Genomic DNA, 12,080 nt, shown 5'->3' on the forward strand with positions numbered 1-12,080 from the left:
TTGAGGCGCGGGCGTCGCATAGGGGGGAGCTTCGCCGCGGTACAGCGGGGGTCACGTACCGACGCGCAGCGCGGCGGAAGAATCCAGCCGCGCTAGACGACGATAGCGGTTTCGGACTTTGACTGCCAACCGTCCCCCCTCCTTTTCCCCAGGGGTGCGGGTGGACAACCAGCCTTCGAGACACGCGGCCGCGAGCGCGGGCTCCCACGTGTCGAGTGAATGGGCAGACACCTCCTCGTCGAGCACGTCGTACACCGCACGTGCGAGCGGGACTTGTCCCGCATTGGCGCACAGCCGCGCCAATGCCAGTCGTGAGAGGAATCGGGAGCGGCCGGTGGTGGCGGCGGCGACGGCGGACTGCAAGCGAATGACGGCGTCATGGACGCGGCCTTCCGCGAGCAGCGCGCGGGCCTCCTCCTCCAGGGCAGGTCCGTTTTCACCCGCGAACGTTTCGGCCGGGAGCGCGAGCGGCGGCAGGGACAGCGCCACGGGGGCCGCGCCGGCGGGAGCAGCGGGGGCGGCGGCGGGCGTGCTCGTGGCGAGCACCTTCGCGCGAAGCCATGCGCGGGTGGCCTCGTCGGTGAGCGGCGTGCCGTCCGCGGAGAGGAGTTCCTCCACGCCGGGCATGCGACGCAATTGATTGCCAAGCTCCTGCACCAGCGCGGTCAGGGCGGACTCATGCGAGTCGCCCAGTCCCTCGAGCGCGGTGACGCTGTAGCGGTGGAGCACGAGCGCGAAGCGGTGCTGACCCACGGCGGACTCGGACTCGTCCAGCAGGTCCGCCCAGCGCTGGTTCGACTCCAGCGTCTCCAGCTTCTTGCGTACCGCGTCCGGAAGCGTCTTCAGCGAGGTGCGGCCGTTGGCGCCGGCGGCCGGCGGCCGGGACAGGTGCAGCCACAGGCCCTGACGCAGCAGCCGGTAGGGGAGCGGGTCCACGGCGCTCGCCTGGCGCAGCGCTCCGGCGGCGCCCAGCAGCGCGGTGCCCACCGTGCGCAGGAAGTCCGTGACGGCCTCCGCACTGGACAGGTCCGGCGTCGCGGGCAGCGAGGGCAGGGGTGGCACCACAATGGGAGATACGGACGCAGCGGGCTTCGCTGGCGCGGCCGGCGTGGTGGGCTTCGCGACCTGGGCCTGCGCGGAGGCGGGCTGCGCGGCGCCCTTGGCGGGCGTGGGCTGCGCGCCCGGAGTGCCCGGGGGCTGCGCGGAGGCGGATGGAGTCCCGGGCTTCTGGGCGCCCTGGGCCTGCGTGCCGGAGGCTTGCGCCCCCTGGGCCTGGGCACCGGAAGCCTGCGTACCGCTGGCCTGTGAGCCGGACGCCTGAGCGCCCTGGACCTGCGAGCCGTTGGCCTGGGATCCGGACGCCTGCGCGCCGGAGGTCTGCGCGCCGGAGGTCTGCGAGCCGTTGGCCTGAGCGCCGGACGCCTGCGTGCCGTTGGCCTGGGAGCCGGACGCCTGCGCGTCCCCGGCGTTCGTCAGGTCCCGTGCCGCGCGCTCGGGCTCGGTGGTGTCGGGCGCCGTGGCGGCGTTCGCCGGCGCGGGCTCCGGGGCGGGCGTGGGCTCGGGGAGCCCCGCGCGCAGCCGGGCGATGGCGTCCTGCAACGGGCCGAAGGCGGGGGCCGCGTCCGCGAAGCGCTCTCGGGACAGCTGCGCCAGCCGCTTCACGGCGATGGCCAGGGCCTCCAGGGACTCGGCGGTGACGGTGGCCTGGTCCACGGTGGGGAGCATCCTCCCCAGCCGCTCCACGAACCAGCCCACGGCGTTGGCGCGGCCGCGCAGCCGCTTCAGCTCCGGGAAGAGGTCCGGCCAATACCGCTCCGTCACCTCGGCGATGACGGCGGCGCCGGTGGCCGCGCCGTCCAGGCCCCGCGTGGCGTACAGGCCATAGGCCATGTACGACGCCAGCCACAAATCCTTGGTGGTGCTCTTGAGCAGCTCCCCCGCGCCGTCGACCACGTTGTCCCAGCGCACGCCCGCGCTGGCGGGAGACTCCAGCTTGGCCACCTCGGTGGTGATGGCCTCGTAGGCGGGCTCGTGCTTCGCCTGGACACCGGCTGGCGTGGCGCCGGGCACGGGCTCGGACCAGGGACGGGCGCGCTCTTGGAGTTCTTCGAGGGTGAGCGGCATAAGGCGGAAGGGAGCGTTCAGGGAGCCAGCGCTTTCAGCAGCTGCTCGAGGGTGGTGGATGGTGCATCGATGATCTGACGCGCGGTGGCCTTGAAGCCCTTGCGCGCGTTGTCGATGGCGGCGGGCCGGTCCGTGCGCAGCGGCCACACCTGCGCGCCCGGACGGCCGGGCTGGGCCAGGGCGAGGAAGACGGCCGGGGTGGGCGCGCCAAGGCTGAGCAGCAGCCGGGGCTTCTCTCCCTCGGACCAGAAGAACGCGGGCGGCTGGCTGGGCCAGCGCAACAGACGCGCCGACAGCTCCAGCCACGCCACCGGACCCACGCGCGCGTCCAGCGGGCAGTCCAGCGCCACGCCCGCCAGCGACTGCTCGCGGCCGCGCTCGCCCATGCACGCGGTGAGGAAGGTGTGCAGCGCGTAGTAGCGGCCGCCGTCCGGCGTGCCCTCCACCACCGGGGCCAGCAGGTCCGCCGTGCGGTGGTCCGCCAGCGCCGCGTCGCGCAGCCGCTGCGCCACGCTGAAGTCACCCGGGCCGGGCAGGGGCAGCGCCGCCGCGCGCTCCAGCAGCTGCGGCACCTCCAGCTCCGCCGCCGCGCGCGCCAGCAGGCCCGCCGCGCGCAGGAAGGGCTGGAAGGCCTCCGGCGTCAGCGCGTAGCGCGGGGCGGTGGCCGCGGAGGCCACCTCCGTGAAGACGGCCAGCGGGAAGGCCCGCCCCACGCTGTCGTTGCTGGGCGCCATCAGCCCCACCAGCGCCTGCTTCTGCCCCGGCGCGGTGAACACGAAGCTCACCGGCTCGGCGGGCAGGTCCACCCGGGCCCTCCGCGCGCGCTCCACCCCTTCCTCCATCCAACCGTAGAGCTGGAGGGCGAGGGGGGTGGCGGCGTTGAGCCGGATGAACTCGGCCTGACGGGGCGTCTTTCCCAGCAGGCCGATGCGCTGCGACTGCACCGTCATGTCAACGGACTCCGTCCGCCGCCACGGCCTGCCCCTGCTTGGAGCACGCGCCCCCCTTCCGGGCGATGCCCAGGGGCGGCTGCAGCCCCGGGTCCCGGAAGATGGCCAGCAGCTTCGAGGTGTTGCCCGCCAGCCCGAAGAACGGGTTGGCGGTGCGCTCGGGCCGGAAGTCGATGGACACCAGCGCGCCGTTCATCTCCTCGATTTCCCACGTCGCCGTGAAGTAGCGGCCGTCCGCGCTCGGCTCGATGCGCTTGACGCGCTCCAGCAGGCGGAAGAGGCCCCACTCGCCCTCGGCCTCCAGCGCCGTCTCCGTGGCACCGTCCGCGCTCTGCACGAGGATGCGCGCGCCGAGCTTGCCGGCCTGGCCGGGCCAGATCATCGGCTTCCACAGCGTGTCCGGACCGTTGCGGTACGTCTCGTCCGTGCCGTCCAGCGTGAAGGTGATGGAGGAGATGGGAGACGCCGTGCCGTCCGGGGAGATGCCCGGACGCAGGCGGACCTGGAAGCGCACCAGCGGGTCCACCGTGTCGCCGCCCGGGAAGAGCGTGAGGGCCAGCGCGGCCTGCTTCTCCAGGAAGGTGAGCATCTCCGGCCGGTAGCTGGCGCCACCCGACGAGTTGAACTCCCACTTGCGGCCCGTCTGCACCACGTCCTTCAGCAGCTGCTCCTTGACGAACTTGCGGACCAGGCCGCCCTCGGGGCGCAGGAATTCGGCCACCTCGGGCAGGGGCGCGTCCTTCTGCGACGTCCGGTCGAACGGGTAGCGGTCCTTGAAGGCCTGCAGGTACGGCTCCACCACCTGCTCGCACCACAGCTTGCTCTTGCCCTCGGCCACGCCCTCGGTCACCACGGTGCGCATCTCCTGGAAGGGCGGCAGGAGCAGCCGCTCGAAGATGGCGACGTTGTCGGGCTGCTTGCGCACCAGCATGTCCACGTCGTTGCGCGTGGACTCGATCTTGTCGAGCAGCACGCCTGCCTCCGCCGGCTTGTCCTTCACCCCCAGGAGCGTGGTCTGCACCGTGCTGAGGTGCTCCTCGTAGGACTCCAGCGCGGTGATTGACTCCTCACCGTCCGGCGTCTTGAACTTCTCCGTGGTGAAGCGGATGAGCGAGGCGAACTCGCGCGTCACGTCGCGCGCGGTGACCTCCTCCGCGCCCGACGGCGAGTTCGGGTCCAGCAGCTCGCGCTTGGGCTCCAGGGCCTTCTCCGCCGCGTCGTCGCCCATGAGCTTCTTGAACGGCCGGGTGATCTTGCTGGCCATCGTCTCCGCCGCCTGCACCTCGCGCCGCTCGAGCTGCAGGTTGTGGGCGAGCGACTGGAAGAGCCGGCCATAGGGCTTGGGCTTGCCGCGCGTCAGGTTGGTCAGCAGGCTCTCCATCTGCGTGATGTTCTCCGGCGCCTGCACGCGGATGGACATGAGGAAGTCCCGCCACTCCTGGATGTAGGCCTCGAAGTAGAGCGTGCGCAGCTCACGGCGGGACTCCACCGCGTCCACCTTCTCGTCGCGGTCCAGCACCCAGGACTGCTGGTCCTGGAAGGCCAGCTCCATGCGCTGGCGGATGATCTGCTCGTAGGCGTTGCGCGTGAAGGCGCCGCGCACGCGCTGGGTGGCGCTCATCTGAGGCACCGAGCCCACCAGCTGCTCCAGCGACATGTCCGGGAACTCGTTGCTCACGTTGGCCACGAGCTGCGCCAGCTCCAGGCGCACCAGCGGCACGTTGTTGAGCGAGCGCCGCGCGGCCTGGATGACGCCCTTCTCGCGAGAGAAGGCGATGCGCTGCTCTCGCGCGGGCTTCTGCTCCTCCGGCAGCATCTGCTCGTTGGCGAGCATGCGCAGGTACGTGGACGCGTGGTTCTCCACCGCGCGCTCGTCCACCGCGTCGCCGCGCACCCGCTTCCAGTGGCTGACGATCTGCTGCACGAGCCACTTCTGCTGCGTCTCGTCCAGCTCCGGCTCGCGCGGGTCGCGCGGCGTCGTCACCAGGAGGTACATCTTCAGGTCGTCGAAGTACTGTCGGTACGCGTCGAAGTGCTTGTTGTAGTCGGACTCGTTGCGGATGGTGATGAGGTCCGGATTCTTCCCGAAGGAGTCCAGCCGCTGCTGGATGAGCTCGAACTGCTTGCCCAGCAGCACCCGGCGCAGGGCGGCGTTGTAGAACTGGCGCGCCTGCGGCAGCAGCTTGTCACCCTGGTAGAGGCCGAAGCGCATGTACATGGGCGCGCCGCCCTCCTCGTGCTCGGTCAGCTCCTGGAGCCGGTTGCGCAACGGAATCAGGTCCTCCACGCGGCGGATGTCATCGCGCGGATCCAGGTTCACGTCGGTGATGGCCTTGGTGACCGCCTGGGCCATGGCGCGGTTCTGGAAGAAGGAGAGGGTGGGCAGCGACAGGAGCAGCGCGGTGGCCACCATGGCGGTGCCCGCCAGGACCATCCGTTGCCGGCGCACCCTCGCTTCCTCGAGCGAGCTGCGCACCGCCATCTGCTGGTCCTGGAACATCACCTTCGTGAAGACGTCCCAGAGGAAGTAGCTGCGGCCCTCCGTGGCGCCTTCGGTCTGCGCCCGGCCGTTGGTGCTGCCGAACAGCTCCGCGGCGGACGGGGACACCTTGTCCACCGAGCGCACGTCCTGGGTGCCGCTGTTGAAGTACAGGCCGCGGAAGACGGGCGTGTCCTGGAACACGTTCTCCAGGAAGAGCGGCTGCAGGAACTCGGAGAGGTTCTTGCGGAGCGCGTCGAACTTCTGCGGGAAGCCGTAGATGTTCTCGCGCGTCTCCAGCCGGCGCTCCTGGCCCAGCCGGCGCAGGCTGCGCTGCTCCAGCACGGAGAGCATCTCGTCGAAGCGCTCGCGGAACAGGTCCGTGCTCGCCTCGCGCTGCTGCTCCACCGGCACCGTGAAGCCCCAGATCTGCCCGCGCTCCACGCGCGACAAATCGGAGAACATCTCCACGAAGCCCGGCAGCAGGTCGCACTTCGTGATCATCACGTACACCGGCACGAGCATCTTCAGCCGGGTGGTGATTTCATCGAGGCGCTCGCGGATGGTCTGCCCCATCTCGCCCACGGCCTGCGGGTCCGCGTTCATCAGCTCGCTGACGCTGATGGCCACGATGAGGCCGTTGATGGGACGGGTGGGGCGGTGCTTGGCCACCGTGTCGAGGAAGGCCAGCCACTCGGGGCGGTCCTCCTCGGCGCTGGTGTAGCGACCGGCCGTGTCGAGGATGACGGCCTCGTTGGTGAGCCACCAGTCGCAGTTGCGCGTGCCGCCCACGCCGCGCACGCCGCCGCGCGCGGAGAGGTAGGGGAACTTCAGCCCGGAGTTGCGCAGCGCCGTGCTCTTGCCGGCACCCGGAGGACCGACGATGAGGTACCAGGGCAGCACCGCCAGCGCGTCCTTGCCGCCGCGCGCCAGCTTGGAGGTCTTCAGCGCCTCCACCGCCTTGGTGAACTCGGCCTGCATGGCCTTGATTTCGGGCTGCAGGTCCGGCCGCACCGTGGCGGCCTGCTCCTCGGCCTGCGTCGCCAGCGCGCCCTCCAGCTTCTTGGATGCGGCGCGGGCGCGGATGCGCTTGACGAGCCACACCACGCCCATGGCCAGCAGGCCCGCCAGCGCGGCGACGATGGCCGCCTGCCGCGGCGTGAAGCCCAGGTAGCTCAGGAGGGCGAAGGTGGGCGCGCCAATGCCCAGGAGCGGAAGCAGGTACGCCATCATGGCGTGCCTCCCATGGAGGCCGTGGTCCCGGCCTGACTGGCCGAGCTGGCCGTGTTCTTGGCGGCGTGCACCTCGATGCGGCTCTGGAGCTCGCCCACCGTGTCATTGAGGAAGAACTGCAGCACCCCGTAGAAGAGCACCGCGACCGCGAGCGCCGCCGCGGAGATGCCGAGCGAGGAGATCTTCTTGCGCTTGGACAGGAGCGACTCGGTGGGGCGCTCGCCGTGGGGCGACAGCACGTCGAAGTCGAAGGGGCGCGCGCGCTCCAGGTCCTTCTGCACCGTGTCGATGAGCGTCATCAGCTCCAGTTCGCCGCCGCGGATGCGGTAGCGTCCCTGGAAGCCGAAGAGCATGCACAGGTAGTAGACCTGGAGGACCTCGGCGCGGTGCGGGTCCTTGCGCACGGAGTTGAGGCGGTTGAAGAAGCCGTCACCGGCGACGTTCTCGTTGAAGTAGTGGAGCTGCAGCGGGTTGGCGCTCCAGAACTGCCGGTACTCCTCCGGGCGTCCGAGGACGACCTCGTCGATGAGGGCCACCAGCGCGTACGCCATGTCCTGCGCGTCCTGGTGGCTGAAGCCCAGCACCGCGGCACGGCGCAGCATCTCGTCCACCACGCCGCGCAGGCGGTGGTGCAGCGTCTCGGGTGGGGGAACGGCCGCTGCTTCCGAGCCGCGCAAGTGAATGGCGGCGTCGAAACAGTCCTTCGTGGCTTCCGTGACTCGATCCATGGGCAGGGCAGGGCGTCAGCGATTGGCGGTGGGGACCGCGAGCAGCTCCACGGTCGTACGGCTGGCATCGAACGGCTGCGGGAGGTAGAGCGCGAGGTTCCGGTCGCGCATCACGTTCTTCCAGTAGGCGTCGTTCAGACTGAGATTGAAGTAGACGGTGCCCGGCTGCACCGGCACCTCTGGAGGGGGGCGGTACGTGACGGACAGGCGCACGCCGGGGGCGGCCGCCTGCAGGAGCGCGCCGATGTCGTCCCACGCGGCCACCTTGGACAGCCGGGGCAGCTGGTCCGCCACCGTCTGCTCCGGCAGCTCGCTGCGCACGGCCAGGAGGAACTGGCCGCAGCGCTCCAGCCGCTCGTCCTGGAGCTCGCCGCGGAACATGCCATTGCGGCCCGCCGCCAGGCTCACCGTCAGGCACTGCTCCAGCGCCACCGAGCGCATCAGCTCGGTGAGGCGGCGGAACAGCTCCTCGAAGGTGACGCGCAGGTTGGTGAACTGGAAGGGCGGCAGCGTGGACGGGTCCGCGTTGGCGGAGAAGGTGCACAGCTGGCCCGCCGTCTGCGACAGCATGAGGTACACGTCGCGCGGGCGCAGGTTGCCCGCGTCCAGCGCGTGCTGGAGGTAGGGGATGGTGCCGTTGAGCGCGTTGAGCTCCAGGAAGAGCGTCACGTCGCCCGCGGTGAACTCCAGCGCGGACGCGTCCCGGTGCCGGCGGCGCGCGGCCAGCTGGCGCTGCTTGGACACCATCAGCCGCAGCAGCGTGCGCAGCTCGTTCATGATGAACGGCGACGCGTCGATGCGCAGGCACGGGGGAATGTACGACTCGACGAGCGTCAGGCTCCCCGACTTGTCGCGGGACAGCTCGCACAGCTTGATGGCGTCGAAGTCGTCGCGCGACTCGGTGCCGAAGAGCAGCCGCACGTTGCGCTGGCCGAAGGCCACCTGGGCGATGGAGGTGGAGGCCGTCAAGTCATTGATGGGGCGCGACGAGGGCGTGTAGCGCGGGCTGCCGCCGAGCCGCTCGCCGCTGCCGTAGCTCTCCACGCCGCTGCGCTCGCGCGGCACGCCCAGATACACGTCCAGCGTGCGCTGCGCGGGCGGGAAGAAGCCCTCGGTGGGGCGCGCGGGCGGGGCCTCGGCGTCTCCGGACTCGAAGGAGACGGGCAGCCCGTCCGGGAGCACGCCGGTGAAGCGCGTGAGCTGCACCTGGCCGGCGCGCAGCGCCTCCATGTCCAGCTCCAGGGCCACGACGCCCCAGGGGTACGGCTCCAGCGCCGCGAGGCGCACGTCCAGGAGCTGCTCGTGGTAGAGGTCCTGCTGCTGGAGGTGGTGGGGGCTCATGAACATGCCCTCCGACCACACGACGCGCTGCACGGACTTCATACGCCTCTCCGTGGCGACTCGCCGTCGCCCACTTGGGGTTGGGACTCCGGCGCCTGCGTGACGGGCCGGAGCATCAAGTCAATCTGGTAGCCCTGCAGCCGGTAGCGGAACACCTCGTCACCGGGCTTGGGCGAACCCTGGTCACCGGCGGGGCGCTCCACGCATTGCGTCTCCTCCACCGGCGGCAGCACCGCCACCGTGCGCCACGAGGAGCCCAGCGGCTGCCGGAAGTGCCCCATGGCCAGCACGAAGCGCGCCTTCGGATCACGCTGCACCCAGCGCGTCACCTTGCGGCCCGGCGGCACCACGACCTCGGCCACCTGCAGCAGGTCCTCCTTCAGGAGCTCCTCGGGCTTGCCCCACAAATCCTTGAAGCCCGCGCGCTCCAGCCGGACGCTGTCCTTGAGCTGGACGATCTGCACCACCGTCGGCAGCGAGCGCCCGCGCGCGTCGGGATTGAGCTGCTCCGACGCATCCACCACGACTTGAAAGGGAGGAGGCGTCTCACACGCCTTGGGCACGCGCTTCGCGCAGCCAGCGCTCCCGCCGAGGACCAGCGCGAGCGCGGTGACCACACCCCACCGAAGACTCCGGACGGCTGTCCCCCCCGTCGCGGCGCCCGTGTGTCTTTGCGCCAACATCCACATTCCTTGGAAAGAGCGCCCGTAACGCCGAGCGGTTACGTGCAAAGCGTAAACTGCCAGACACGGCGGATGCGTTTCAAGCCACCCCCCATCACGCCTGCCTGGCTGGTCCTAGTTTTCCGAGATCTTCGAGCCCTTGATGATGACGTCACCGCTGGCGGTGACCTCAATCTTGGCGCCCTTGATGACGACGTCGCCGTTCTTCTTCACCTGCAGGGTGGCGGAGCCGACCTTGAGGGTGAACTGGTCCTGCGCGACGAGAGAGATTTCCTTCGCTGACAGGGTATAGGCGTCCTTGGCGGCGTGGTTGACCTTGCCGCCCACGCTGACGAGGAGGTCCTTTTCGACCTTGAGCGTGCGGGACTTGCCGACCTCTTCGGAGAGGTCACCACCGACCTGGAGGGTGCGTGAGCCCTTCACGGTCTCTGACTTCTTGGCGCCCACGACCTCGACCTTCGCCCCGCCGACCTGCTCCGCCTTCAGGCCACCGACGAGCTCGTTGAAGGCGGCGCCGACGGTGAGCGCGAGCGCGCCGCCGACGTTGACCATCTTCCCCAGGCCCACCGTCTCCGCGGAGGCCAGGGCCACGCTGAGGCTCTGGTTGCCGCTGACGCTGATGGACTGGTCTCCCGCCACGGCCTCGGTGTGATTGCCCGCCACGGTGGTGGAGCGGTTGCCGGTGACGGCCAGCGTCTGGTTGCCCTGGACGGTGCTGTCGTCGTTCTTCTTCACCTCGAGGGACTGGTTGCCCTCGATGGTGCGCGAGCGGTCCTTCTTGACGAGGAGCGTCTCGTTGCCGCGGACCTCCTGCGTCTTGTCGTTCTCGACGACGATGTTGAAGTCCTTCTGCGCGTGCAGATAGACGAGCTCGCTGCCGGCGGCGTCCTCGAAGCGCAGCTCGTTGGAGCCGTTGCCGCCGGGACTGGAGCTGGAGCGCAGGGTGCTCTGCGTCTTGCTGCCGGGCAGGTCGATGGGGGGCGGGTTCTGCCCGTTGTAGACGCTGCCGGTGACGATGGGCCGGTCCGGGTCGCCCTCGAGGAACTCGACGACGACTTCATGGCCGATGCGCGGCAGGTACAGCGCGCCCCAGCCCGGGCCCGCCCACGCCTGGCTGACGCGAATCCAGCACGAGCTCTTGTCGTTCTGCTTGCCCTCGCGGTCCCAATGGAACTGGACCTTGATGCGGCCGTGCTCGTCGGTATGGATTTCCTCGCCGGCGGGGCCCACCACCATGGCCGTCTGGGCGCCGGGAATCACCGGGCGGGGCGTCACGCGGGGCGGGCGGAAGGGCACGTCCGCGGGCTGGCAGAGGAACTCGTTGCGGTACTCCTCGCGGTTGCGCAGCGCGCCCTGCTCGATGCTGAGCACCTCGGACTGGTGGCCCACGTGCCGCACGGAGATGGGCAGGTACTTGCGGTTGAGTGCCTCGTCGGGGTGGTCGGCCAGCTCGAAGGTGTAGCCCACGCAGACGCGGCGGCTGTAGCTGGCGCCCGTCACCGTCTCCGCGCGGGCGCGCAGCTCCTCCAGCCGCACCTTGGCCAGGCTGCGGCCGGTGCCCGGCTCCTCGTAGCGGCCGGGGTAGTCATAGATTTCCAGCGCGGCCTCGCCGCCCTCGGCCTCCGAGCTGGTGCCGAGGTCCTGGGCGGGGCGCAGGAAGTTGTAGTCGCGCAGCGCGACGGCGCCGGGCTGCACCTCGGTGCGGGCCACCAGCTCGTGTACGTACTCCTGCGAGACGACCATGCCGCTGCGCTCGCGGAAGATGAGCTTGGGCTCGCCCTGCATGGCGGGGTTGGCCGAGGCGCCGTCACCCAGCACCATGGAGTGGGTGTCCTCACCGTGCTCGAAGAAGTAGAAGATGCCCTCCTCCTCCAGGAGGCGGGCGACGAAGTCCAGGTCCGACTCGCGGTACTGCACGCAGTACTCGCGGGTGGGGTAGTCGCCGTTGAGCGCGAGCCGGTGCTCCACCTTCGCCTCGTCCAGCACCTTGTGGACGATCTGCGGAACGGTCATCTCCTGGAAGATGCGGCTCTTGCGGCGGTGCCGGAGCGTCCAGAGCAGGGGAACGATGGTGGCGCGGTAGCGGCGGCGCTCGGGGCCGCTGCCCTCGTCCCAGCGGGACATGCGCGAGATGATGCCGGTGAAGAAGCGCGCGGTGCCGTCACCGAGCATGATGGTGAGGCGCGCGTCCTTGCCCAGGAGGGACTTCTCGTCCACCTCCACGTCGGGCCGCGCGGCCAGGGCCACCTCCACGGCGTAGGGCTGGGACAGCGTCTCCTCGCCGTCGAAGCCGAGCACCGCGAGCTCTCCGGAAGTGAAGGGCCCTGCCTGGAACTCGAACTCGGCCTGATTGGCGAGCAAGGCGGCGTTCGCGATCATCTTGAGTCCCCCAAAGCAAGGCCCCGCGAAAAGGACGGGGTCCGTGAGTGGTACGTGAGCATGCCACGAATTGGGCTATCAGGGAGGCCTGACACGAAATTTTCATCGGCACTGAGAAGCAGCCGGGCGAATTCGAAGGGGGGGACTGCCGGAAGGGGTGGGG

General features: G+C 70.2%; 7 protein-coding genes. All 7 read right to left on the minus strand.

The window, feature by feature from the left end:
* Positions 1 to 51: 51 nt before the first annotated feature.
* The 7 genes from tssA to HG543_RS00235 all read right to left on the minus strand — a co-directional run bounded on the left by tssA (position 52) and on the right by HG543_RS00235 (position 11,917).
* Positions 52 to 2,124 carry a type VI secretion system protein TssA gene (gene tssA, locus HG543_RS00205; protein WP_169342576.1) on the minus strand — a complete coding sequence of 691 codons (2,073 nt, stop codon included), beginning with the start codon at positions 2,122 to 2,124 and terminating at the stop codon, positions 52 to 54.
* Between the two features lie 17 nt (positions 2,125 to 2,141).
* Entirely contained in the window at positions 2,142 to 3,074 is a 933-nt protein-coding gene (gene tagF, locus HG543_RS00210) for a type VI secretion system-associated protein TagF (protein ID WP_169342577.1), read from the minus strand.
* Position 3,075: 1 nt separating this feature from the next.
* Entirely contained in the window at positions 3,076 to 6,786 is a 3,711-nt protein-coding gene (gene tssM, locus HG543_RS00215) for a type VI secretion system membrane subunit TssM (protein ID WP_169342578.1), read from the minus strand.
* Positions 6,783 to 7,514 carry a DotU family type IV/VI secretion system protein gene (locus HG543_RS00220; RefSeq protein WP_169342579.1) on the minus strand — a complete coding sequence of 244 codons (732 nt, stop codon included), beginning with the start codon at positions 7,512 to 7,514 and terminating at the stop codon, positions 6,783 to 6,785. Before HG543_RS00220 ends, tssM begins: the two co-directional genes overlap by 4 nt.
* A 15-nt stretch (positions 7,515 to 7,529) precedes the next feature.
* A complete protein-coding gene (gene tssK / locus HG543_RS00225) occupies positions 7,530 to 8,897 on the minus strand; it encodes a type VI secretion system baseplate subunit TssK (RefSeq protein ID WP_169342580.1) in 1,368 nt (455 codons plus the stop codon).
* The gene (gene tssJ / locus HG543_RS00230) at positions 8,894 to 9,472 is read right to left on the minus strand and encodes a type VI secretion system lipoprotein TssJ (RefSeq protein ID WP_169342581.1); all 579 of its coding nucleotides are present in this window, start codon (positions 9,470 to 9,472) and stop codon (positions 8,894 to 8,896) included. Before tssJ ends, tssK begins: the two co-directional genes overlap by 4 nt.
* Positions 9,473 to 9,652: 180 nt before the next feature.
* Positions 9,653 to 11,917, minus strand: coding sequence for a type VI secretion system Vgr family protein (locus tag HG543_RS00235; RefSeq protein WP_169342582.1), 2,265 nt, complete (start codon positions 11,915 to 11,917; stop codon positions 9,653 to 9,655).
* Positions 11,918 to 12,080 lie beyond the last annotated feature (163 nt).

The sequence above is a fragment of the Pyxidicoccus fallax genome (assembly GCF_012933655.1).
GTDB lineage: Bacteria > Myxococcota > Myxococcia > Myxococcales > Myxococcaceae > Myxococcus > Myxococcus fallax.